Genomic DNA, 22,723 nt, shown 5'->3' with positions numbered 1-22,723 from the left:
TCAGACAAAAATCAATAACTTTGCAGCGTTTTTAAATACCCTCTCATGATTCAAAAGAAGCTTACTCAATTTCTTTTTTCAACTCGATTAATGGCCCTTTTATTTATTGTTTTTGCGTTGGCAATGGCCGTAGGAACTTTTGTAGAAAATTCTTACACCACTGCAACAGCAAGAGTCTGGATTTATAATGCCTGGTGGTTTGAAGCAATTATGGTGCTTTTTGCCGTTAATTTTGCGGGAAATATAAAGCGATACCAACTTTGGAAAAGAGAAAAATGGAGCACACTTTTATTACACGTTGCTTTCTTTTTAATAATTATAGGTGCTGGCGTAACGCGTTATATTGGATACGAAGGAATTATGCCTATTCGAGAAGGCGAGATGACGAATAAAATGTTGTCAGAAAAAACATATTTAACCACTATAATTGATGGTGAATTTAATGGTGAACCATTGCGTAGATCTCAAAACCATGAGCTGCTTTTAGCGCCGGGAATTAATAACAATAAAAAGATTTCTACAGATTTTAAAGGACAACCGGTAAATTTTGAAGTCGTAAATTATATTGAAGGAGCAGAGGAAGGATTAATTCCTGATGAAAACGGAAAAAATTACTTAAAGATTGTAGAAGCAGGAGACGGAAACCGACACGATCATTATTTAGAAGAAGGCGAGATTAGCAGTATTCACAATATTTTATTTGCTTATAATAAACCTACTGAAGGTGCAATAAATATTCAAGTAAGTGAAGAAGGTTATCAAATTTCTTCCCCTTTTGAAGGAAGCTATATGCGGATGGCAGATAGAAAACAAGGCAATGTTGTAGCTGATTCTGTACAGCCGCTTATGATGCGTTCTCTCTACAACATGGCAGGCATGCAGTTTGTATTTCCAGATCCTGTGGTAAAAGGTAAATATGATTTGGTACCTTCAGAAACAATGCAAAAAGGACAAGCAGATGGTGTGGTTTTAAAAGTAACAAGTAAGGGTGAATCTAAAGAAGTAAATTTACTGGGCGCCAAAGGAATGGTTAATGAATTAAAAACGATAAAAGTTGGTGGTTTAGATGTTAATGTTCGTTATGGAAGTAAAGAATATGAACTTCCATTTGCTATTCGTTTAAAAGATTTTATCGCCAAAAAATATCCGGGAACCGAAGATAATCCTACTCCAAGTTATCAATCGTTTAAAAGTAAAGTTGACTTAATAGATAATGGCGAAACTACTGCGCACGAAATTTATATGAATAATGTGTTAGATCATGAAGGTTATCGCTTTTTTCAAGCCTCTTTTGATCCTGATGAAAAAGGAACCATTCTTTCAGTAAATCATGATTGGTGGGGAACTTGGATAACTTATATCGGTTACTTTTTACTCTATTTGGGCTTGATGCTTATTCTTTTTGATAAAGGTTCTCGCTTCGGAAAACTAAAAGTACAATTAGATAAAGTGAAAAATAAGAAAGCTAAAATGCTTGGTGTATTAGCATTTTTAATCGGTTTTTCAAGTTTTGCACAAGATGCTACTTCAGGAGAAATTAATGAACAGCGCGACACTATAGCGGAAGTTGATGCACACCAAACGCATAACACTATGCCGATGCAGTTTGAGAAATTTAAAATTGATTCTGTTATAAAGAACAATGCAATTTCAGAAAAGCATGCTAAAAACTTTGGCCGTTTAGTTATTCAAGATGCCGGCGGAAGAATGAAACCTGCAAATACATATTCATCAGAATTGCTAAGAAAACTAAGTAAAAGCGACTCTTATGAAGGTTTAAATAGTGATCAGGTTTTATTTTCTATGACAGAAAACCCGACCATTTGGTACAATGTTCCTTTAATTAACGTAAAAGCAAAAAACGATAGTTTACATCATATTTTAGGAGTTGAAGAAGGTAAAAAACACATTCCTTTGGCGAACTTTTTTGATGCTAAAGGAAATTATAAACTTTCTCCATATTTAGAAAACGCCTATAGAACTGAAGTGAAAAATCAGTTTCAAAAAGATTTTATTTCTGCAGATGAAAAGGTGAATCTACTTTATAATGCATTAGAAGGAAAAGTTTTAAAGATATTTCCAATTCCAAACGCCGAAAATAACAAGTGGCTTTCTTATATGGAAATTAGAGAAAATCCGGGTAAATTCACAGGGGCAGATTCGCTATATGTAAGTAAAATACTTCCATATTATATGCAGGTTATCCAAACGGCAAAGTCAACAGATAATTATAGTAAAGCAGACGAAATGCTAGCTAGTATAAAAGATTTTCAGAAAAAATATGGTGCAGAAGTAATGCCTTCAGAACAAAAAATAGAAGCTGAAATTCTTTATAATAAATATGATGTTTTTAGAGGTTTATTTTGGCAATATATGCTGGCTGGTTTAGTGATGTTTTTATTTGTTATTCTTCAAATTTTCTATGATAAAAAAGGCGTTAGAATAATTGTAAATATTAGTAAAGTTATTATTCTGCTTCTCTTCATTTTGCATACTGCAGGTCTTATTGCCCGTTGGTATATTTCGGGTCATGCTCCATGGAGTGATGCATACGAAAGTATGATTTATGTAGGTTGGGCAACTATGTTTTTTGGTTTAGCTTTTGGCAGAAAAAGTGATTTAACAATTGCATCTACTGCTTTTGTAGCTGCTATGATTTTAATGATTGCACATTGGAACTGGATGGATCCAGCAATAGCTAATCTCGTCCCAGTTCTAGATTCTTATTGGTTAATGATTCATGTGGCTGTTATTGTGGCAAGTTACGGTCCGTTTACGTTGGGAATGATTTTAGGATTGGTTTCTTTAATTTTAATGATTTTAACTACCGATAAAAATCGAAGAAAGATGCAGCTCAACATCAATGAGCTTACAATCATTACAGAAATGGCTTTAACCGTTGGTTTAGTAATGCTTACGATCGGAAACTTTTTAGGTGGTCAATGGGCAAACGAAAGTTGGGGGCGCTATTGGGGATGGGATCCTAAAGAAACCTGGGCTTTAATTAGTATTATGGTTTATGCATTTGTAATTCATATGCGATTAGTGCCTGGTTTGCGTAGTAAGTTTGCTTTTAATTGGGCAGCAGTTTTTGCTTTTTCTTCAATTATGATGACTTACTTTGGTGTGAATTTTTATTTAACCGGTTTACATTCTTATGCAAGCGGAGATCAAATAATTAGTTATAAATTTATAGGAATAGCTTTTGGAGTTTGGATTTTAGTTGGATTCTTAGCGAGAAGAAAATACCAACGTTATTTCAAAAAGTAAAATATAAATGCTCAATCCAACTAAAGAAGGCGAATTTAATCTAGAACGTTTTTTTAATTTAACTCCAGACATTCTCTGTATTGCGGGTTATGATGGCTATTTAAAAAAAGTAAATCCCGCTTTTTCTAATCTTCTTGGTTACAGTATAGATGAGTTATTAAAAATTCCCATAAATAACTTGATTTATGAAGAAGATAAAAAAAAAACCTCAGAATTCAGAAATAGCCTAAAGAATAAGGTTCCACTTCTAAATTTAGAAAACCGATACATCACTAAAAATGGAGATATTGTTTGGCTTTCTTGGACTTCAATTTCTGAGGAAGAAAATGATTTAATTTATGCGGTTGCTAAAAATATTACTCATATAAAAAAATTAGAAGAGGAGCGAAATTCACTTTTATTGAAGCTTGCAAAATCTAATGCAGATCTTAAGAAATTTACTTATATGATTTCTCATGATTTAAGATCACCAGTAAGTAATGTAATTTCTTTATTCAGTTTATTAGATCTTTCAAAAATTGAAGATTCGGAAACGAGAAAGTATGTTGCACTTTTAAATGACGCTAATTTAGAGATGAATAATACGCTCAATAAATATGTTGATGCGGTTAGTAATGATAAAAAGATAAATGAGTCTGTTGAAAAAATATATTTAGAAGACGTTTTTTCTAATGTGAAAAATTCAATAAATGAGTTAGTGAATTTATCTAATGCAAAATTTGAAGTAGATTTTTCTGAATTAACGCATCTTACATCTAATGAGTTTTTTCTTCAAAGCATATTATTAAATTTAATTTCTAATTCCTTAAAATACTCTAGCAACAATCGTAGACTAATCATTTCTATTAAGTCTCGTAAAATTAATAACATCCCTCAACTTATTTTTTCTGATAACGGAATAGGTTTTGATATGAAAAAAATAGGAGATAAAATTTTTAGTTTACATCAAAAATTTACTTCAAACCATGAGAGTAGAGGTATAGGTTTATATTTGGTAAAAAACCTGATAGAAACTTTGGGTGGAAGCGTTCAAGTAGAAAGTAGAGTAAATGTAGGAACGACGTTTACATTAAATTTTAAAGCATAAAAAAAAGCTGTCTAAAAAGTCTACTTTTGTCAACCTGAACTTGATTCAGGTTCTTATATTGATTTGTATTTCAGTAATATGAGATTCTGAAATAAATTCAGAATGACCCTTTTATAATCTTTTTAGACAGCCTCTTTTAATTTAGATAATATTTATTTTATTTCTCCAACCATATCTTCAGGTTTTACCCACTCATCAAATTCTTCTGCTGTAGTGTATCCTAAATTAACAGCTTCCTCTTTTAGTGTAGTTCCGTTTTTATGTGCTGTTGTTGCAATTTCTGCTGCTTTATAATAACCTATTTTAGTGTTTAAAGCAGTAACTAGCATCAAGCTATTTTTAAGCAACTCATCAATTCGTTCTTGATTAGGCTCAATTCCATTTGCGCAATGCTCCTCAAAAGAAACACAAGCATCACCAAGTAATTGAGCGCTTTGTAATAAGTTGGCTGCCATAACTGGTTTAAATACATTTAATTCAAATTGTCCTTGCATACCACCAACGCTCATCGCAACATCGTTACCAATAACTTGTGCGCAAACCATGGTTAAAGCTTCACATTGCGTAGGATTTACTTTTCCTGGCATAATAGAAGAACCTGGTTCGTTTGCCGGGATAATAATTTCTCCAATTCCACTTCGAGGTCCCGATGCTAACATTCTAATATCGTTTCCTATTTTATTCAATGAAACCGCCAACTGTTTTAAAGCTCCGTGTGTTTCCACTAAAGCATCGTGTGCAGCTAGAGCTTCAAATTTATTTTCAGCAGAAGTAAAAGGAAGTTCAGTAAAATCAGCAATATATTTTGCTACATCATTGGCATAATTTTTTGGGGTATTTAAACCTGTTCCTACTGCGGTTCCTCCTAAAGCCAATTCAGCTAAATGAGGTAAAGTGGCTTCTAATGCTTTTAAGCCGTGATCTAATTGAGAAACATAACCACTAAATTCTTGCCCTAAAGTTAGGGGAGTAGCATCCATAAAATGTGTACGTCCAATTTTCACTACTTTTTTAAATTCTTCTGCTTTTTTCTGAAGTGTATTACGTAATTGTTTCACTCCAGGAATGGTAGTTTCTACTACTTTTTTATAGGTTGCAATATGCATTCCTGTAGGAAAAGTATCGTTAGAAGATTGAGATTTATTTACATCATCATTAGGAAGTAAACTTTTTTCACCTTCACCAATTGTTTTTCCTGCTAATTGGTGAGCTCTATTTGCAATTACTTCATTCACATTCATATTACTTTGTGTACCAGATCCGGTTTGCCAAATTACCAACGGAAATTGATCGTCATGTTTTCCTTCTAAAATTTCATCACAAACCTTAGCAATAAGATCTCTTTTTTCTGTAGGTAGAACGCCAGCAGCTTCATTTGTATAAGCAGCGGCTTTTTTTAAATAAGCAAAACCATACACAATTTCTAATGGCATAGATCCTGCAGGTCCTATTTTAAAATTATTACGAGAGCGTTCAGTTTGTGCTCCCCAAAGTTTATCGGCAGGTACTTTTACCTCGCCCATAGTATCTTTTTCTATACGATATGACATGATTTGGTGTTTTTAATTTAGGATTTCAAAAATAAGATTTTGAAGTTAATTCTGCTATAAAATCAATGTTTAATACATTGAATTTGACTTATTATAATTTAATTAAATACCTTTAAACTGTAATTTTACAATTAGAGTTGAGATAAATATTAAACAAAAATATTATTATGGAAAAGCCAATTAATCCCGTAGGCTGGTTTGAAATTTATGTAAATGATTTAAACCGTGCTAAAAAATTTTATGAAACAGTATTTCAATTTCAATTATCGAAATTACCAATAGATAATGATGAACTAGAAATGCTTGCTTTCCCGATGGATGAGAAAAGCCTGAATACTTCTGGTGCTTTGGTGAAAATAAAAAACATGCAAATACAAGGAAATGGAACCATTGTTTATTTTTCTTGCATAGACTGTGCTGCAGAAGAAGGAAGAGTAGAAGGTGCTGGAGGAAAAATCATACAGCCAAAAATGTCTATCGGTGAACACGGATTTGTTTCTTTAGTTCAAGATTCTGAGGGAAATATGATAGGTTTACATTCTAGTCAATAATACTAAAGCAAAGTTTTGAATTTTTATTGTTGATAAAATTAAAATTTCATTTGGAGTTAGTGAATGCTTTGTTTTATATTTGCATTAAAATGTAACATCTCTACTATGTTTGAATTTGATCAGTATCTTGGTTTTTTAGCGTTTGGAACAATTGCAACCATTGGTTTTTGGTTGATGATTTTTTTAATCACTTTTGTAGTTCCTTATTGGATTGGAGGTTCTATTATTGAAATGATTAAAGAAAAACGTGACGAAAAGAAAAAAGAAAAAGAGTTAAGCTCTAAATAATATATAGTATTCAATAAAAAAAAGGGAAGCAAATTTTTTGCTTCCCTTTTTTTTATACTCTTTTTTCTAGAGCCTAAAAGCCGTCGTCTCCTTCAAAATCAGAATTACTGCTTTCGTTTCTACCTTTTTTATTCGGCTGATTAAATCTATAAATTAAAGAAACGGTAAATTGTCTTTCTCTCCACTGAAATTCACTATCTGTGGTTACATTATCTGTCACTGTTAATGAATTTCTTTTTCTAGAATTAAATACATCACTTATATTAAATGAAGCGGTTAAATTATCTGGAATTACCTCTTTACTAAAAGCAAGGTTCATAGAAAAAATACCTTCAGTTTCTGTTTGAGCGCTTTGTCGTGGTCCACGATAGAAAGTATTAGTTTGCCAATCAATCTGGCCGGGTAAGGTTACTTTTCCACTAAAACGTCCAAACCAACTGGTATTTTCATTTCCGTAATCTACATCTTGAAATTCTCCTTCAGTTACTGAGCGGAAAAAGTTAAAACTTGCGTTTAATCGCAACCAATCTGCAGGATTATAAATGGTTCCTATTTCACCACCAAAACGTTCTTCAGTTGCAAGATTAATAGGAATTGTACGTACAATTGGTATTCCGTCTGCTGTAACATTAGAATCATCAGGATCTAATTGTACCCGTTCAAAAGAACCGGTTTCCCGTTGATAGTAAACAGATCCAGTTAAAGTAAGCTTCTCCCATTTACGTAAGTAACCTAAATCAAATTGGTTGGAAAATGCAGGGTCTAGATCAGGGTTTCCTTGAAAAACATTTGTTCTACTAGAACGCGAAGGAAATGGATTGATATACCAACCACGTGGTCTGTTAATTCTTCTATTATATCCTAAGGTAATATTTTCGTCTTCTTGGAGTTCGTATATTAAATTTACAGTTGGGAATAAACCTAAATAATTTTTGTTGAAGTTAGTATCAAAATCAACTCCTAAAATATCTTCTAAGGAATTTTCAGGTAATAAAGTTTCTACTTCTCCTTTAAGCTGTGTATGCTCTAATCGTAAACCTAACAAGAATGAGAAATCGCCTAATTTATTACCGTATTGTGAGTAAAAAGCATTTACGTTTTCTGTGTAGGTAAACTTGTTTGAAAGTGTTAGGTCAGTATTAAAATTTCCTGTAGAGATATCAAGTGTGTCTAGTGTATAATCTGTAATCTCTTCTTCAAAGTTACCACGATAACCGGCTTCAAATTGTGCTTCACCCATGGGTAAAACATAATCTGCTTGAATAAGAAATTCATTTTGAGTTTCGATTTCAAAAATATTTTCTCTGGCAATTAATGAACTAGAAGGAAAAGTTAGGTTTTCTTCAATAGAAGTTGGTTTATCCTCATTATCATAAGAATATTGTACATCTGCGGTTAACTCATGACCTTCGTCATTAAAACGATTGATATAATTTACTGAAGCTTGGTAACTTTCGTCCTTTTCTTTTTCTATCTGTTCTCTAAATGTTCTACTATCTAAGCTATTATTATTAAATCGAGAAGTATTGTTTGAGGTAACATCTTTATCATCACCAAAACGTGTGAAAATACTAGCGGTAATAGAAGATTGATCATTTAAGAAATATTCCATTCCAACATTTGCATTAAAGCCCGTATAGTTTCTATCATATTCGCGATCTTCAATAATTCTATCAAAATTACCAGTATTATAGTCATTATCAAAAAAAGCATTACCGGGAGATTTTCTATAATAATTACCAATGGTTGTAAAAATATTGTAATTATCGGTACGTAGATTTAAGTTTGTCGAAATTTGACTATTTGCGGGAAAACCTAAGTTTGCTGAAACCGAACCATTAAAACCAAGTGTTTTTTCTTTCTTTAAGATAATGTTGAGAATACCGGCAGAACCTTCAGCATCATATCTCGCAGAGGGACTGGTAATTACTTCAACACGTTCAATAGCATCTGCTGGTAATTGTTGAAAAACATTTGTATCGCCAAAACCTGCCATTGCAGAAGGTTTTCCGTTTATTAGAATCCTAACATTTTCATTTCCTCGCAAACTTATGCCACCTTCAATATCTACCGTAACTGAAGGTACATTGCTCAAAGCGTCGCTTACTGTTGCTCCTTGTGTAGTTAAGTCTTTACCTATATTATATATTTTTTTATCAAGCCTAACATCTACTTGTGTTGTTTCTGCTGTAACTACAACTTCATTTAAATTATCGGCACTAATTCCTAAAGAAATTTTACCAAGATTGGTATTACTGTTGACAGTCTTATTTTTAAAAGTTTTTGGTTCAAAAGAAATATATTCAACCAATATATTATAAGTACCTTCTTTTACTTCTACATTAAAATTTCCATCAAAATCGGTTACTCCACCTTGATCATCATAATTTCCAGCAGTATCTTTAAAGGTAATTGTAGCATATTCTAGTGGGATTCCTGCATCTTTATCTACCACACTTCCCTTTACAGTATAAGAATCTTGAGAGAATACCAAAAGCGGAATAAATAATAGAAAAAAGACAAGACTTAATTTTGCGCTTGTAAAAAGTAATTTCATGTAGTTTTTTATTTTATGACACTCAAAAAAGCAATACGTTTAAATGAAAGTGTGTTAAATCTATGCTAATAAAAAAACCACCTTTGTCTTAAAGGTGGTTCAATAAAAAAATTAAATAAAAAGTTATTTCTTTTTATTTAATTTTTCTTGTTCTTTTTCTAAAATTGTAATGTATTTATCAAATTGTGGTTTTGTTAATACATTGCGCATTCGATTAATATTATTTTCTTTTAAAACAACAAATCTTCTATTGAAGTCTTTTTTATTCATGTTAGCTTGCTTTAAGTCTCTAATATTCATGTAGAATTCTGTTAAATTGCTTTCTACAATGTTTTCCTGTTTTGTATTTAAAACAAGTTCTTTTTTAAGGTATTCTGTGTACCGGTTGACGTTTTCTTCAACTCCTTTTTTAGGATCTCCTTGAAGTAAGTCTTGTGCAACTGAAAATTGACAAGAAAAAATCATAATTGTAAAGAGTAATAGTATTCTTTTCATAATTTAAGTTTTAGGTATAATTTACAAATTAAATAAAAAAAATGATCTAATTGCTATTCTAACGTTAAAAACCTATAAAATGTCTTTAATTTTTTCAGGAGGTCTACCAATAATAGCTTTTTCTTTCGTAACTACAATTGGACGCTCTATCAATTTTGGGTGTTCTTGCATCGCACTTATTAGCTCTTCTTTAGAAAGGTCTTTTCCTTTAAAATTTTCTTTCCAAATTTTCTCGTTGGTTCTAATAAGCTTTTCAGCAGGAATATCCAGTAAATTTAAAATTTCTTCAATTTCTTCTTTTTCTAACTGCTGATTTAAATATTTAACAATAGTAAATGTTTTACCAGACTCTTCTAATATTTTTAATCCTTCTCTAGATTTAGAACATCGGGGATTGTGGTAAATTTTAATCATAGTGTTTTTTAAATTATTTGAATATAATATAACTAATTTTTTCTGTTTAAACAATTATTCTTCACGTTGGCCCATCATCATTAAATACGATTTTAAGAAAGGATCTATGTGTCCATTCATTACAGCGTCTACATTTCCTGTTTCTTCTGCTGTACGTACATCTTTTACCAACTTATAAGGATGCATCACATAATTTCTAATTTGAGAACCCCATTCTATTTTCTTTTTCTCAGCTTCGATGTCTTCCCGTTGTGCCAATTGCTTTTGTAACTCTATTTCATATAGCTGAGATCTTAACATTTGTAAAGCTCTTGCGCGATTATCGTGTTGAGATCGTGTCTCAGAACAAGAAATCTGAATTCCGGTTGGTTTATGGGTTAGCTGAACTTTAGTTTCAACTTTATTTACATTCTGTCCACCAGCTCCACTAGATCTAGCAGTGGTGATCTCTATGTCTGAAGGATTTATATCAATTTCAATAGAATCATCTACCATTGGGTAAACATAAACCGAAGCAAAAGAAGTATGCCTTTTTGCATTACTGTCAAATGGTGAAATCCTTACTAATCTATGCACGCCATTTTCTCCCTTTAACCATCCAAATGCATAATCGCCTTCGATTTCTAGGGTTACTGTTTTAATGCCGGCAACATCTCCGTCTTGGTAGTTAAGTTCTTTAATTTTGTAGTTTTGTTTTTCTGCCCACATTAAATACATTCGCATTAACATAGCAGCCCAGTCACAACTTTCTGTTCCACCTGCGCCGGCAGTTATTTGAAGAACAGCACTTAACGTATCGCCCTCTTCAGAAAGCATATTTCTAAATTCTAAATCTTCAATTTTGTGAAGTGCTTTTGTGTATCTATTTTCTACATCTTCTGCAGAAGCTTCATCTTCTTTAAAAAATTCAAAAATCACCTCAAGATCTTCAACTAAGGTTTTAACCTCTTTGTAATCAGTCACCCAGTTCTTTTCTGAGTTAAGTGCTTTTAAAATTTTCTCTGCTTTTTGAGGATTATCCCAAAAATTTGGGGCAAAGGTTTTTTCCTCTTCATTAGCAATTTCTACCTTTTTGGCATCTATGTCAAAGATATTGTTTTAGAGAGGTTACACGATCTTTTAAGTTTTTTACCTGTTCTTGGGTTATCATCTTTTTTGAAATATTTATTATAAACAAAAATAGGATTTAGCTTGTTTTTGCAAAATTATTTCAGGTTTATTTTATAGTTTTAAAGATCAAAAATATAATAATGATTGATTTAAAAAGTGATACAATTACAAAGCCAACACCCGGGATGATGGAGGCTATTTTAAATGCAAAGGTAGGAGATGACGTGTATAAGGAAGATCCTACAGTAAATTTATTAGAGGAGCGTTTAGCAAAAATGTTTGGAAAAAAACATGCCCTTTTTTTTCCTACTGGAAGTATGGCAAATCAAGCTGCAATAAAATTACACACCCAGCCCGGTGAACAACTAATTTGTGATAAATGGGCTCACGTATATAACTATGAAGGAGGTGGAGCTTCTTTTAATAGTGGTGTTTCTTGTAAGTTGATTGATGGAGATCGGGGGATGATTAGAGCAGAACAAATTGAAAAAGCAATAAACCCCCCAGATTTTTACCACAGTCCGTTAACGCGTTTGGTTTGTTTAGAAAATACTACAAATAAAGGAGGCGGAGCTTGCTATAATTTTGAAGAAATAAGACGTGTTAAAAAAGTTTGTGAGAAGCATTGTTTAGGATTACATCTTGATGGCGCCAGACTTTTTAATGCATTGGTAGCAAAAGGAGAGTCCCCAAAACAATACGGAGAAGTTTTTGATACGATATCAATTTGTCTTTCTAAAGGCTTAGGAACCCCAATGGGATCTGTTTTGATAGGAGATGAAAAACTTATGAAAAATGCTATGCGGGTTCGAAAAGTTTTAGGCGGCGGAATGCGACAAATTGGATTCATGGCTGCTGCTGGTTTATATGCTTTAGAAAATAATATTGAACGCTTAGCTGAAGATCATAAAAGAGCGTATGAATTAGGAGAGATTTTATCAGAACAAGCTTATGTAGAAAAGGTTGAACCTATAGAAACAAACATTGTGATTTTTTATTTGAAAGATAAAATTGATCAGTCAGGTTTTTTAAATTTACTTCAAGAAAAAAATATAATTATCAGTGCAATGGGTGAAGGTAAGTTACGCATAGTAACTCATTTAGATTATACCAAGCAAAACCACGAGGAGCTTAAAGCAATTTTGAAAAACCTCAACTAATAATTTATTTTTAAAAAGTTATAAAATATTGAGATTATTCTCAATTAAAAAAATTAATGTTCCACTCTCCTGAGCTCAATTTAGTAACATTTTTCAATGTTTTACCAATTATTTATGAGATTAAGGGTTAGGCATTGAGTGTTATAACAACTATTCTGAAAGGAAATTTTATATCAATATTGTCTGAAGTTATAATTATTAAAAAGACTAATAAATTTAACAAGAAAGTGATGATGTTTAATAAATCCATTACAAGAATTAATTATTGATCGTTATTAAATATTTTAATTCCTATAATGGATTTATCAAATAATTACTCATCATAAATATTCGAATATGAGTTTCCTTCGGTTACAAAAAACTCTCCTGTTACATATCTAAAATGTTTATCTAATTTTTTGATTTCATTTAAATCGTTTTCATTTAATTTTATAGCAGCACTTTTAATATTTTCTTCAATTCTTCCCTCGTTGGTAGATTTAGGTATAACCGCTGTTCCTCTTTGTTCTGCCCATTTAATTAAAATTTGGCCTGCAGATGCTTCATGTTTTTCAGCAATTGCTTTTATAGTTTCATTTTCGAGTAATGATGGTTCATTTTCAGCTTTCATTTCATCACTTCTATCACCACTACCTAAAGGAGAGTAAGCAGTAAGATGGATATTATTTTTTTTGCAATAATCTATTAAATCTTTTTGTTGTAAGTAAGGATGCAGTTCTACTTGATTCATCTCTGGCGCATCATTTGTTTTTTCAAGTAGGTCAGCTAATTTTTTGCTGCTAAAATTAGAAACTCCTATGTGTTTTACTAATCCTTGTTTTTTAGCTTCTATCATAGCGTTCCAGGTTTCTATAATTGGAACTTCATCTAAGGATAAAAAGTCTTCATCTTTCTCAGGAAACCCCTCTAACCCTGGTCTAAAAGCTACTGGCCAGTGCATTAAATAAAGATCTAAATAATCTAATTTTAGGTCGTTTAAAGTGTTTTTTAATGCAGGTATTACATCTTCTTTTTTATGTGCATTGTTCCACAGTTTCGAGGTAACCCAAACATTTTCTCGTTTAATTTCTCCTTCATTAAACACGGCTTGTAAAGCATTTCCAACTTCAGTTTCATTACCATAAACCGCTGCGCAATCTATGTGTTCATATCCATTTTTTAAAGCGTGTTTAACTGCTTTTTCTACTTTTTTAGGTTCAGATACCTATTGCTGGCATTTTATCTCCGTTTCTAAATTCTAAATAATTCATAGTAATTAATTTTTTACCTAAGATAAATTTATTAGTAAGAGTTTAGAAATATAAATGTCACTTTAGCAGAATTTTAATATGAATTCCTAACATAGCTCAATTTTATGATCTAGGATGAAATTTTTGAATGGCTTTTTTTAGTTGAGACCTATCAGTGTGCATATAAATTTCAGTAGTTGTAATACTCTCGTGTCCTAACATTTGTTGAATAGATCTTAAATCTGCTCCATTCTCTAATAAATGACTAGCAAATGAATGACGAAAAGTATGAGGGCTTATTTTTTTGTTTAACTGAGCTTCTTCTGCTAAACGTTTTACAATTGTAAAAATCATAGCTCGGCTTAGTTTTCCTCCTCTTCTATTTAGAAATAAAGTATCTTCAAACTGCTTCTTTATAGAAATATGAACCCTGATTTTATTCCTGTACGTTTCAATTAGTTTAGTAGTATAATTGCTAATGGGTACAAAACGTTCTTTATTTCCTTTTCCGCTTACCTTTATGAAGCCTTCTTCAAAAAAAAGGTCAGAAATTTTAAGGTTAACAAGCTCAGTAACACGTAATCCGCAACTATACAAAGTTTCTATAATAGCTTTATTTCTTTCTCCTTCTGGCTTACTTAAATCTATATTTTTTATTAGTTCATCAATTTCTTGTGTAGATAAAGTATCGGGGAGCTTTCTGCCAATCTTTGGAGCTTCAATTAAATCTAGCGGATTATTTTCTCTATAATTTTCAAAAATTAAATAAGAAAAAAAACCTCGTAAACCCGCTATAATTCTAGCTTGAGTTCTTACACTTGAAGAGCTTTTAGCAATTGAATAAATAAATTGTTGAATGGTACTTTCTTGAATGTCTGCTGGAGATTCTTTAATTTGATGCGCTTTTAAATAGTTAATTAGCTTATGAATATCGTAACTATAATTCTCAATAGAATTTGAAGATAAACCCCGTTCTATTCTAAGATAATGTTGATAATCTTTAAGTAATTGATTCCATTTCACATTGGTAAAATTAGGAATAATATTAATAAATATTTAAGTGAATTTTAATTTTTATTGTGATAATGTTGATGTAATGACTCATAAATTTGCCCTCGAACAAAAAACATTTATGATATGAAAAAGCTATTGTTTACAGCTGCTTTGGCAGTATTAGGTTTAGGAAGTGCTCATGCACAAGCCGATTCTGATTTAGTGCAAATTGGAGTAAAAGGAGGAGTTAATTTTTCAAACTTCACAGGAGATGATTCTTGGGATTCAGAATCTAGAACAAGTTTTAATGCTGGTTTTGTAGCCGAAGTTCCTTTTGGAGAGCGGTTTTCTATTCAACCAGAGGTTTTGTATTCCGGACAAGGGTTTGACATCAAACAAATAGATCAAGACAATCTTTTTGATAATGATGAAAATATAGAATATCAATTAGATTACATTCAAATTCCTGTATTAGCAAAAATTTATTTAATTGAAGGTCTAAACGTACACGCAGGTCCACAAATTGGATTTTTAATTAATGACGAGGTAGATTACCAACCAAATTCAGATGGTGGTGATATCAATTCAGATTTATTACCAGAACCAAATGATATTGATTTTAGCATAGCCGCCGGGGTAGAGTATAAGTTTGATAATGGTTTCTTTATTCAAGGAAGATACAACCACGGATTATCGAAAATTTTTAGTGATGACGACTCAGGCGTTGATATTAAAAATTCTGTATGGCAAGCTGGTGTAGGTTTTATGTTTTAAGTAAAATTTAGTCAAAAAGAAAAAAGAGGGTTTTTTAAACCCCTCTTTTTTTATAATGTTATCTGAAAATTAAGTTATGTTTAAAGTTAATTTTTTAACATAATTATTTAAAAATAATTTTATATTTGGCTATAAATTAAAACTAAAATAAATCTATTATGAAAAAAATGTTACTTACTGTTGCAATTGCAACACTGGGAATTTTTGGAGCACAAGCTCAAGAGGGTTTTAAATTAGGAGCACATGTAGGTTTACCTATGGGTGACGTAGAAGAATTTACTACTTTAAACTTAGGAATTGATGCTAGCTATCATTGGAACGTAGGAGAAGGTTTTGATGTTGGTATTGCTACTGGTTATACTACTTTCTTAGGAGAAGAATTTGACACTCCATTAGGGACAGTTGAAGCCGAAGATTTAAGTTATATTCCTGTTGCTGCTTCTGCAAGATATAGTTTCGCAGAAAACTGGTTTGGAGGAGTAGACTTAGGTTATGCTTTAAGTACAGATGATGAAGTTAGTGATTCTGGTTTTTACTATCAACCAAAAGCAGGGTATCAAACTATGAAAATTGATGTTTTTGCATTTTACAAAGGAATTAGTTTAGATGGAGGTAATGCTAGTGCTTTAGGAATAGGTGCAGCTTATAAATTCTAAACCGAGAATTTTAAATACTATTAAAAAGCGAAGATTTAAAGTCTTCGCTTTTTTTATGAAATAAAGTTTTATATGAAATAGTTGTTTGTATTAAAATAATATATTTGCAGCAAAATTTAAACTAAATCAAATTATGAAAAAATTATTTTTAACAGCTGTTGTTGTAGCAATGGGTGTTTTTACAGCTCAATCACAAACAGTAGATTTTGGCGTTAAAGCTGGATTTTTAAATGTTCAAGCAGAAATTGAAACTCCCGATGGCGATGTTTCTAACAGCGAAGCTGGATTTTTAATTGGAGGATTGGTTGATATAGGAGTTTCAGAAAACTTTCATGTACAACCAGAACTTTTATATGGAAATGCTGGAGAAGGAAGTGCTTTATTTATTCCAATATTAGCAAAATATTATATTGCAGATAGTGGTTTTGCAATCCTCGCTGGTCCTCAAGGAACATTAGATTTAGAAGAAGCTGTAGAAGGAGTTAATACTTTTGGAATTGATGCTACTTTTGGCGCAAGTTATGATATCACAGAAAACTTTTTTATTGACGCTAGATATAGTTTTGAGTTAACAAATCGTTTCAAAGATGGAGGAGATGATTTTAAAGGTCATATTAATTCTTTGCAGATTGGTGTAGGTTACAAATTCTAATATAAACACTCAATGTGAAAAAAGCGAAGATTTAAACTCTTCGCTTTTTTTATGGAAAATACTATCTTTAACCTATGAAAATACTAATAATAAACGGTCCTAATCTTAATATTTTAGGAGAACGAGAACAGGAAATCTACGGTAGCAAAAGTTTTGATGATTATTTTATGCAACTGCAGTTTAAGCTAAAAGATGTAGAACTTTCCCATTATCAAAGTAATAGTGAGGGAGATATAGTAACCGCCTTACAAGAAGCTAAACAAACTTTTCAAGCAGTAATTTTAAATGCTGCAGCTTATACGCATACTTCTATTGCAATAGCAGATGCTGTAAGAGCAATTTCTATTCCAGTTGTAGAAGTTCATATTTCTAATATTTATGCCCGCGAAAAATTTCGTCAGAAATCATATATATCAGCACACGCTTTCGGTAGTATTAGTGGTTTTGGATTAAAAAGTTATGAATTAGCAGTATTAAGTTTTTTAGAATTAGATAAGAATGAATAAGACTTATATCAATTGGAGTAGCGGTAAGGATGCGATGTTTGCTTTACATATGTTGAAAAATCAAAAAAAGTATACCATTGAAAAATTGGTAACCACTGTAAATACAGATTTTAATAGAGTTTCAATGCATGGTCTCTCCATCAATTTACTCGAACAGCAAGCAGAAGCTTTACAAATTCCTTTACATACAATTCCTCTAAGTGGAAATGTGTCAATAGAAACCTACAATACCAAAATGAAGAACCATGTACAACTTTTAAAGAAAGAAGGTTTTACCCACGCTATTTTTGGTGATATATTTTTGGAAGATTTAAAAGCCTATCGTGAAAAGGAACTACTAGTAGTTAATTTACAACCGGTTTTTCCTTTATGGAAAAAAAATACACATAAACTAATTACTGAATTTATTCAATTAGGCTATAAAGCAATTGTGGTTTGTACAAGCGCTAAATATTTAGATGAGAGCTTTTGCGGAAGAATAATAGATAATCAATTTTTAAACGATTTACCTTCAGATGTAGACCCTTGTGGAGAAAATGGCGAGTTTCACACATTTGTTTTTGATGGTCCATTATTCTATAAACCTGTTCGTTTTAAACTAGGAGAAAAAGTTCTGAGAGATTACACTCCTTCTGATGAAGATGATTGTTTTAAAGAAGAAAAAGCTTCTTGGGATTATCAATTCTGGTATCAAGATTTGATTTTAGGATAAAACGTATTAAGTTTTTGTTATGTAATATTTAACGAGAACTTGAGAGACTAGTCATTATAATTTTTCTTGTTTTGAATTGAACAAAAAACTATTATTATGAACAAGAGAATTTTTTTATTACCCGCATTATTTTTAGGACTTATTTTTACTTCATGTAGTGAAGATGATGTTGAAGATGCTGTAGATCAAATCAGAACTATTGATAATATTTCTGTTAGTGAAACTGCCAGTATTGAATATTTACCCGCAAATATTTTTGAAATCCCGGTAGAAACTGAACTTAATCTTCGTGGAGCATTAGAGGATGAAACAGGTTCAGATGAGACAATAGACCAAGTTGAAGATATTCAATTAGATGATTTGGACATATCGTTACTAAGTGCAGACGATCAGGAGAATTTTGATTTTGTAAACTCTGTGACTTTAGGATTAAGAACCGATAATTTAGAGTATTTGGAGGTTGCAAGTACAGATAATATACCTTCGGGAAGTACAACAATAGATCTCACTACTACCGATCAATATTTAGATGAATATGCTAAATCTGAAAGTTTAATGTTAGTTATACAATTTGAAAGCACAGAAGATGCTAACAACTTAGAAGTAGAATTAGATATGGAGTTTGAAGCAAAGATCAATCCATCATTATAATTCTAATAGCATAATTAATAAAAAAGTCCCGAATTTTTCGGGACTTTTTTTGATTCAAAATATATCAATTATATATCTAGATATGAATTACTTCATCATAAGCTGCTGCAGTAGCTTCCATAACCGCTTCACTCATGGTTGGGTGAGGGTGAACTGCTTTTAAGACTTCGTGTCCGGTAGTTTCTAACTTTCTACCTAAAACTGCTTCAGCAATCATGTCAGTTACTCCGGCACCAATCATATGGCAACCTAACCATTCACCATATTTAGCATCGTAAATTACTTTTACAAAGCCATCTTTTTTACCGGCTGCACTTGCTTTTCCTGAGGCAGAGAATGGAAATTTACCAATCTTTAATTCATAACCTGCTTCTTTAGCTTGTTTTTCTGTCATACCTACACTCGCGATTTCCGGAGTAGCATAAGTACAACCAGGAATATTACCGTAGTCTAAGGCTTCTACTTTCATCCCTTTAATTTTTTCAACACAAAGAATTCCTTCAGCTGAAGCAACGTGCGCTAATGCCGGTCCGGCTACTACATCTCCAATTGCATAAACGCCAGGAACGTTAGTTTGGTACCATTCGTTTACCACAATTTTATCTTTATCGGTTTTAATACCTAAATCTTCTAAACCAATATTTTCTATATTTGATTTAATACCAACGGCAGAAAGAACAACGTCAGCTTCTAAAGTTTCTTCACCTTTTTTGGTTTTAACCTTCGCTTTTACTGTTTTACCTGAAGTATCAACACTTTCTACAGAGGCGTTGGTCATTACTTTTATACCGGCTTTTTTGAATGATTTTTCAAATTGTTTTGAAACATCTTGATCTTCTAACGGAACTAAATTTGGTAAATATTCTACTACAGTAACGTCAGTTCCCATCGTATTATAGAAATGAGCAAACTCTACACCAATTGCTCCAGAGCCAACAACAATCATTTTTTTAGGTTGCTTTTTTAAGCTCATTGCCTCACGATAGCCAATAACTTTTTCGCCATCTTGCTTTAAATTTGGTAATTCGCGAGAATGTGCACCTGTAGCTATAATTATGTTATCTGCTTCGTAATCTTTTTTGTTGCCATCTTTATCTTCAACGCTAACTTTTTTTCCTGATTTTACTTTTCCGAAGCCATTAATAACATCAATTTTGTTTTTCTTCATCAAGAATTGAACTCCTTTGCTCATTCCTTCAGCAACATTTCGACTTCTTTTTACAACCGCACTAAAATCTTTGTCAGCTTTTTCTACTTTCAATCCATAGTCTTCGGCATGGTTTAGGTAATCAAAAACCTCTGCACTTTTTAGCAAAGCTTTGGTAGGAATACACCCCCAGTTTAGGCAAACACCACCTAGATTTTCTTTTTCGATTACAGCGGTTTTAAAACCTAATTGAGAGGCTCTAATTGCGGTTACATAACCTCCAGGGCCACTACCTAAAACAATAATATCATATTTACTCATGTCTAATACTTTTTAAGCTGAATTAAGAATTGCGAATTTAAACAATAATCCCCATAACGAAAAGTTATAGGGATTTTTTAGTGTGAGTTTATAAAAATTACTTTTATTAAATATCTTATTTTTTAGTTGAATAAAAATTAAAAGTTATTTTCATCAATATTTTGTTAGTTATAGTGTTATTCTAGCCTATTTTTCTACACGTATTGTTTTTGGATCCAGTTGAAATCCTTGTTTTTGAACTTCTTTAAGTAGCGATTGATAAGTTTCTAGATTTATACTAGGATCGTTAGCAAAGTCTGAAGGAACAATAACTATTCTAAATAATTGATTGTTATAATATTCATCCGGATTTAGGGTGTCAAAATTTGTTGTTCCTTCAATAAAAATGCGAACATCTTCAAATGTATGGTCAAAATTATAGGCCAATTCTGTACCATTATTAAAATAAATAGTTTGCGGCAATTGTTTCCAAACATTTATGGGACCAGAAGGATCTGAAATAGTTTGTTCTGAACGATAAACTAAAATAGCGTCAGATTCAAAAACTTCAATTCCGTTATCAAAAAAATCAAAGTAGACTTCGTTACTTAACGGGAAATCAGCTGTAAATTCTATGGTACTTCCTAAAATATTTTGTCCGTCAAATCCCGGAGGTCCTTGTGGACCACGATCCCCTTCACAAGCGATCAATGTAAAAATAGATAGACATATAAGAATAAGTTTTTTCATGGTATTTATATTATTGGTTATCAAAATTTATACTTGCAGAATTTACGCAATAGCGCTGGCCTGTTTCTGTTGGACCGTCGTCAAAGACATGACCAATATGACCGCCACAATTAGCACATAGAATTTCTGTTCTAATCATTCTAAAGGTGTTGTCTTTTTTATATTCAATACTTCCTTCAACAGATTTATCAAAGCTTGGCCAACCGCAATTGCTTTTAAACTTTGCTTCGCTTTCAAATAATTTGTTGCCACAACCGGCACAAAAATATTTACCATTTTCAAAATGCATGTTGTATTTTCCGGTGTGAGGGGCTTCGGTTCCTTGTTTACGTAAAACTCTATATTGTTCTTCTGAGAGTTCATTTTTCCATTGCTCTTCAGATTTTTCTATGCTATATTTTTTCATATTGAAATGTTATTATTTTTCTGGAATAAACTTCATTGCATCACCATTCATACAATAGCGTTTTCCTGTAGTTTCTGGCGGCCCATCATCAAAAACATGTCCTAAATGTCCGCCGCATTTTGCACATAAAACTTCGTTTCTGGTATACCCTAATTTATTGTCAGTTGAATAAAAAACACCACCTTCAATAGGTCTGTCAAAACTTGGCCATCCGGTACCGCTTTTAAATTTATGTTTTGTTTTGTAAAGTTTATTTTCGCAAGCAGCACAAACAAAAGTTCCTGGCTCTTTAATACTATTTAACGGACTAGAAAATGGTTTTTCGGTTCCTGCTTTTCTGAGAATATAATATTCTTCATCTGATAATTCAGCTTTCCATTCGGCATCTGTTTTTTGAATTTCAAATTGTTCACTTTTCTTTTTTTTCTGCGCATTTCCGTTGCAGCTAAAAAGAAAAACGCTGCATAATATCAAGAGACTTAATTTTTTCATCATTTATTTTTTAATAAAATTACAAATATTGTACCGTTCTTTTTATTCGGTTTTGTTAAAGCGATGATAAACTTTAAAATTCATCTAAATCAATTTTGTAATTTTAATATCAATAACAAAAAACCAACTCTTATGAAATTGAATAAAATTAGTATTTTTTTGGGTGTTTTAATGCTCTTAAGCTCGTGTAATAAGAATCCTTTTACCGGTAAGAAAACCTTAGCTTTAGTTCCTAATTCTAATGTTTTAGCTACTTCATTTCAACAATACGATCAGTTTCTACAAGAAAATAATGTAATACGAGGAACTTCTGAATCTCAAATGGTAAAGAGCGTAGGACAAAAAATTGCTACTGCTTCAGAACGATGGTTGAATGCAAATGGATATGAAGGATATTTAGAAAATTATAAGTGGGAGTATAATCTAGTAAAAGATGAAGCTGTAAATGCTTGGTGTATGCCGGGTGGAAAAATTGTAGTCTATACAGGTATTTTACCAATTACTCAAGATGAAGCAGGTTTAGCTGTGGTTATGGGACACGAAGTTGCTCACGCTTTGGCTAATCATGGACAACAGCGTATGAGTGCAGGACAGTTGCAACAGCTTGGTGCTGTTGTTGGAAATGTAGCTCTTGAAGATGAAAACCAAGAAATTTTTAATACCGCTTATGGTGTAGGTTCTCAAGTGGGCGTAATGCTACCTTTTAGCAGAAGTCACGAAACGGAAGCCGATAAAATTGGTTTAACTTTAATGGCAATTGCCGGATACGATCCTGATGAAGCGGCTAAATTATGGCAACGCATGAAAGCAAATAGTGGAGGAGGAGCACCATCAGAATTATTGAGTACACACCCGTCTAACGATACAAGAATAAATAATTTGCAAGCGTGGTCTGATGAGGCGAAAGCTGAAGCTAAAAAATTTGGAGTAACTTCTTTTATAAAATAATTAGAGTGAAACCACATAAAAAAAA

Annotated in this window: 22 protein-coding genes and 1 pseudogene; 12 read left to right on the top strand and 11 right to left on the bottom strand. The window is 32.0% G+C overall.

Going from position 1 to position 22,723, the window contains the following annotated elements; translation table 11 throughout:
• The first annotated feature begins 45 nt into the window (after positions 1–45).
• Positions 46–3,270, top strand: a complete 3,225-nt coding sequence (ccsA, locus tag D9R05_RS07790; protein WP_240463000.1) for a cytochrome c biogenesis protein — start codon at positions 46–48, stop codon at positions 3,268–3,270.
• Between the two features lie 7 nt (positions 3,271–3,277).
• Positions 3,278–4,357 carry a PAS domain-containing sensor histidine kinase gene (locus D9R05_RS07785; protein WP_121666659.1) on the top strand — a complete coding sequence of 360 codons (1,080 nt, stop codon included), beginning with the start codon at positions 3,278–3,280 and terminating at the stop codon, positions 4,355–4,357.
• A gap of 152 nt (positions 4,358–4,509) precedes the next feature.
• On the opposite strand, the gene fumC is transcribed toward D9R05_RS07785, so the two are convergent.
• The gene (gene fumC / locus D9R05_RS07780; RefSeq protein ID WP_121666658.1) at positions 4,510–5,907 is read right to left on the bottom strand and encodes a class II fumarate hydratase; all 1,398 of its coding nucleotides are present in this window, start codon (positions 5,905–5,907) and stop codon (positions 4,510–4,512) included.
• A 167-nt stretch (positions 5,908–6,074) separates the two neighbouring features.
• Between fumC and D9R05_RS07775 the strand changes: the two genes are divergently transcribed.
• Both D9R05_RS07775 and D9R05_RS07770 read left to right on the top strand, forming a co-directional pair.
• Positions 6,075–6,458, top strand: a complete 384-nt coding sequence (locus D9R05_RS07775) for a VOC family protein (RefSeq protein ID WP_121666657.1) — start codon at positions 6,075–6,077, stop codon at positions 6,456–6,458.
• A gap of 105 nt (positions 6,459–6,563) precedes the next feature.
• Complete coding sequence (locus D9R05_RS07770; protein ID WP_121666656.1) at positions 6,564–6,746, top strand: hypothetical protein; 183 nt, start codon at positions 6,564–6,566, stop codon at positions 6,744–6,746.
• A gap of 73 nt (positions 6,747–6,819) precedes the next feature.
• Here the strand turns inward: D9R05_RS07770 and D9R05_RS07765 are convergent, their stop codons facing one another.
• The 4 genes from D9R05_RS07765 to prfB form a co-directional block, all read right to left on the bottom strand.
• On the bottom strand, positions 6,820–9,303 hold the full coding sequence (locus D9R05_RS07765) for a TonB-dependent receptor domain-containing protein (RefSeq protein WP_121666655.1): 2,484 nt from the start codon (positions 9,301–9,303) through the stop codon (positions 6,820–6,822).
• Between the two features lie 123 nt (positions 9,304–9,426).
• The gene (locus D9R05_RS07760) at positions 9,427–9,798 is read right to left on the bottom strand and encodes a hypothetical protein (RefSeq protein ID WP_162984923.1); all 372 of its coding nucleotides are present in this window, start codon (positions 9,796–9,798) and stop codon (positions 9,427–9,429) included.
• A gap of 72 nt (positions 9,799–9,870) precedes the next feature.
• A complete protein-coding gene (arsC, locus tag D9R05_RS07755) occupies positions 9,871–10,212 on the bottom strand; it encodes an arsenate reductase (glutaredoxin) (protein ID WP_121666714.1) in 342 nt (113 codons plus the stop codon).
• A 54-nt stretch (positions 10,213–10,266) separates the two neighbouring features.
• A protein-coding gene (prfB, locus tag D9R05_RS07750; RefSeq protein ID WP_121666653.1) for a peptide chain release factor 2 occupies positions 10,267–11,362 on the bottom strand; the annotation gives its coding sequence in 2 pieces (ribosomal slippage) (positions 10,267–11,298 and positions 11,300–11,362; 1,095 coding nt in all).
• Between the two features lie 100 nt (positions 11,363–11,462).
• Between prfB and D9R05_RS07745 the strand changes: the two genes are divergently transcribed.
• On the top strand, positions 11,463–12,482 hold the full coding sequence (locus tag D9R05_RS07745) for a threonine aldolase family protein (protein WP_121666652.1): 1,020 nt from the start codon (positions 11,463–11,465) through the stop codon (positions 12,480–12,482).
• A gap of 313 nt (positions 12,483–12,795) precedes the next feature.
• On the opposite strand, the pseudogene D9R05_RS07740 reads toward D9R05_RS07745, so the two are convergent.
• Positions 12,796–13,732 (bottom strand): annotated as a pseudogene (locus tag D9R05_RS07740) (aldo/keto reductase).
• A 102-nt stretch (positions 13,733–13,834) separates the two neighbouring features.
• Positions 13,835–14,734, bottom strand: a complete 900-nt coding sequence (gene xerD, locus D9R05_RS07735; protein WP_121666651.1) for a site-specific tyrosine recombinase XerD — start codon at positions 14,732–14,734, stop codon at positions 13,835–13,837.
• 114 nt (positions 14,735–14,848) lie between these two features.
• On the opposite strand from xerD, the gene D9R05_RS07730 reads away from it, so the two are divergent.
• The 6 genes from D9R05_RS07730 to D9R05_RS07705 all read left to right on the top strand — a co-directional run bounded on the left by D9R05_RS07730 (position 14,849) and on the right by D9R05_RS07705 (position 18,655).
• Positions 14,849–15,478, top strand: a complete 630-nt coding sequence (locus D9R05_RS07730; RefSeq protein ID WP_121666650.1) for a porin family protein — start codon at positions 14,849–14,851, stop codon at positions 15,476–15,478.
• Between the two features lie 158 nt (positions 15,479–15,636).
• Entirely contained in the window at positions 15,637–16,134 is a 498-nt protein-coding gene (locus D9R05_RS07725; RefSeq protein ID WP_121666649.1) for a hypothetical protein, read from the top strand.
• Positions 16,135–16,267: 133 nt separating this feature from the next.
• The gene (locus tag D9R05_RS07720; RefSeq protein ID WP_121666648.1) at positions 16,268–16,786 is read left to right on the top strand and encodes a porin family protein; all 519 of its coding nucleotides are present in this window, start codon (positions 16,268–16,270) and stop codon (positions 16,784–16,786) included.
• Positions 16,787–16,860: 74 nt separating this feature from the next.
• Positions 16,861–17,292, top strand: coding sequence for a type II 3-dehydroquinate dehydratase (aroQ, locus tag D9R05_RS07715; protein ID WP_121666647.1), 432 nt, complete (start codon positions 16,861–16,863; stop codon positions 17,290–17,292).
• Entirely contained in the window at positions 17,285–18,004 is a 720-nt protein-coding gene (locus tag D9R05_RS07710) for a Dph6-related ATP pyrophosphatase (RefSeq protein WP_121666646.1), read from the top strand. The genes aroQ and D9R05_RS07710 overlap by 8 nt, the downstream gene beginning before the upstream one ends.
• Positions 18,005–18,100: 96 nt before the next feature.
• A complete protein-coding gene (locus tag D9R05_RS07705; protein ID WP_121666645.1) occupies positions 18,101–18,655 on the top strand; it encodes a hypothetical protein in 555 nt (184 codons plus the stop codon).
• A gap of 76 nt (positions 18,656–18,731) precedes the next feature.
• On the opposite strand, the gene lpdA is transcribed toward D9R05_RS07705, so the two are convergent.
• The 4 genes from lpdA to msrB (D9R05_RS07685) all read right to left on the bottom strand — a co-directional run bounded on the left by lpdA (position 18,732) and on the right by msrB (D9R05_RS07685) (position 21,750).
• On the bottom strand, positions 18,732–20,123 hold the full coding sequence (lpdA, locus tag D9R05_RS07700) for a dihydrolipoyl dehydrogenase (RefSeq protein WP_121666644.1): 1,392 nt from the start codon (positions 20,121–20,123) through the stop codon (positions 18,732–18,734).
• 186 nt (positions 20,124–20,309) lie between these two features.
• Positions 20,310–20,852: a hypothetical protein gene (locus D9R05_RS07695; RefSeq protein ID WP_162984922.1), complete on the bottom strand. Its 543-nt coding sequence runs from the start codon at positions 20,850–20,852 to the stop codon at positions 20,310–20,312.
• 10 nt (positions 20,853–20,862) lie between these two features.
• Entirely contained in the window at positions 20,863–21,258 is a 396-nt protein-coding gene (gene msrB / locus D9R05_RS07690; RefSeq protein WP_121666642.1) for a peptide-methionine (R)-S-oxide reductase MsrB, read from the bottom strand.
• 12 nt (positions 21,259–21,270) lie between these two features.
• The gene (gene msrB / locus D9R05_RS07685) at positions 21,271–21,750 is read right to left on the bottom strand and encodes a peptide-methionine (R)-S-oxide reductase MsrB (protein ID WP_121666641.1); all 480 of its coding nucleotides are present in this window, start codon (positions 21,748–21,750) and stop codon (positions 21,271–21,273) included.
• 132 nt (positions 21,751–21,882) lie between these two features.
• On the opposite strand from msrB (D9R05_RS07685), the gene D9R05_RS07680 reads away from it, so the two are divergent.
• Complete coding sequence (locus tag D9R05_RS07680) at positions 21,883–22,698, top strand: M48 family metallopeptidase (RefSeq protein ID WP_121666640.1); 816 nt, start codon at positions 21,883–21,885, stop codon at positions 22,696–22,698.
• Positions 22,699–22,723 lie beyond the last annotated feature (25 nt).

The organism is Mesonia aquimarina (assembly GCF_003667275.1).
Lineage (GTDB): Bacteria > Bacteroidota > Bacteroidia > Flavobacteriales > Flavobacteriaceae > Mesonia > Mesonia aquimarina.
Note: the sequence above shows the minus strand (reverse complement) of the source record. Positions and strands in the feature narration are given on the sequence as shown.

Bases quoted from the DNA above. Each gene is read 5' to 3' on its own strand.
- ccsA (WP_240463000.1), top strand. From the start codon at position 46: ATGATTCAAAAGAAGCTTACTCAATTTCTTTTTTCAACTCGATTAATG.
- D9R05_RS07785 (WP_121666659.1), top strand. From the start codon at position 3,278: ATGCTCAATCCAACTAAAGAAGGCGAATTTAATCTAGAACGTTTTTTT.
- fumC (WP_121666658.1), bottom strand. From the start codon at position 5,907: ATGTCATATCGTATAGAAAAAGATACTATGGGCGAGGTAAAAGTACCT.
- D9R05_RS07775 (WP_121666657.1), top strand. From the start codon at position 6,075: ATGGAAAAGCCAATTAATCCCGTAGGCTGGTTTGAAATTTATGTAAAT.
- D9R05_RS07770 (WP_121666656.1), top strand. From the start codon at position 6,564: ATGTTTGAATTTGATCAGTATCTTGGTTTTTTAGCGTTTGGAACAATT.
- D9R05_RS07765 (WP_121666655.1), bottom strand. From the start codon at position 9,303: ATGAAATTACTTTTTACAAGCGCAAAATTAAGTCTTGTCTTTTTTCTA.
- D9R05_RS07760 (WP_162984923.1), bottom strand. From the start codon at position 9,798: ATGAAAAGAATACTATTACTCTTTACAATTATGATTTTTTCTTGTCAA.
- arsC (WP_121666714.1), bottom strand. From the start codon at position 10,212: ATGATTAAAATTTACCACAATCCCCGATGTTCTAAATCTAGAGAAGGA.
- D9R05_RS07745 (WP_121666652.1), top strand. From the start codon at position 11,463: ATGATTGATTTAAAAAGTGATACAATTACAAAGCCAACACCCGGGATG.
- D9R05_RS07730 (WP_121666650.1), top strand. From the start codon at position 14,849: ATGAAAAAGCTATTGTTTACAGCTGCTTTGGCAGTATTAGGTTTAGGA.
- D9R05_RS07725 (WP_121666649.1), top strand. From the start codon at position 15,637: ATGAAAAAAATGTTACTTACTGTTGCAATTGCAACACTGGGAATTTTT.
- D9R05_RS07720 (WP_121666648.1), top strand. From the start codon at position 16,268: ATGAAAAAATTATTTTTAACAGCTGTTGTTGTAGCAATGGGTGTTTTT.
- aroQ (WP_121666647.1), top strand. From the start codon at position 16,861: ATGAAAATACTAATAATAAACGGTCCTAATCTTAATATTTTAGGAGAA.
- D9R05_RS07710 (WP_121666646.1), top strand. From the start codon at position 17,285: ATGAATAAGACTTATATCAATTGGAGTAGCGGTAAGGATGCGATGTTT.
- D9R05_RS07705 (WP_121666645.1), top strand. From the start codon at position 18,101: ATGAACAAGAGAATTTTTTTATTACCCGCATTATTTTTAGGACTTATT.
- lpdA (WP_121666644.1), bottom strand. From the start codon at position 20,123: ATGAGTAAATATGATATTATTGTTTTAGGTAGTGGCCCTGGAGGTTAT.
- D9R05_RS07695 (WP_162984922.1), bottom strand. From the start codon at position 20,852: ATGAAAAAACTTATTCTTATATGTCTATCTATTTTTACATTGATCGCT.
- msrB (WP_121666642.1), bottom strand. From the start codon at position 21,258: ATGAAAAAATATAGCATAGAAAAATCTGAAGAGCAATGGAAAAATGAA.
- msrB (WP_121666641.1), bottom strand. From the start codon at position 21,750: ATGAAAAAATTAAGTCTCTTGATATTATGCAGCGTTTTTCTTTTTAGC.
- D9R05_RS07680 (WP_121666640.1), top strand. From the start codon at position 21,883: ATGAAATTGAATAAAATTAGTATTTTTTTGGGTGTTTTAATGCTCTTA.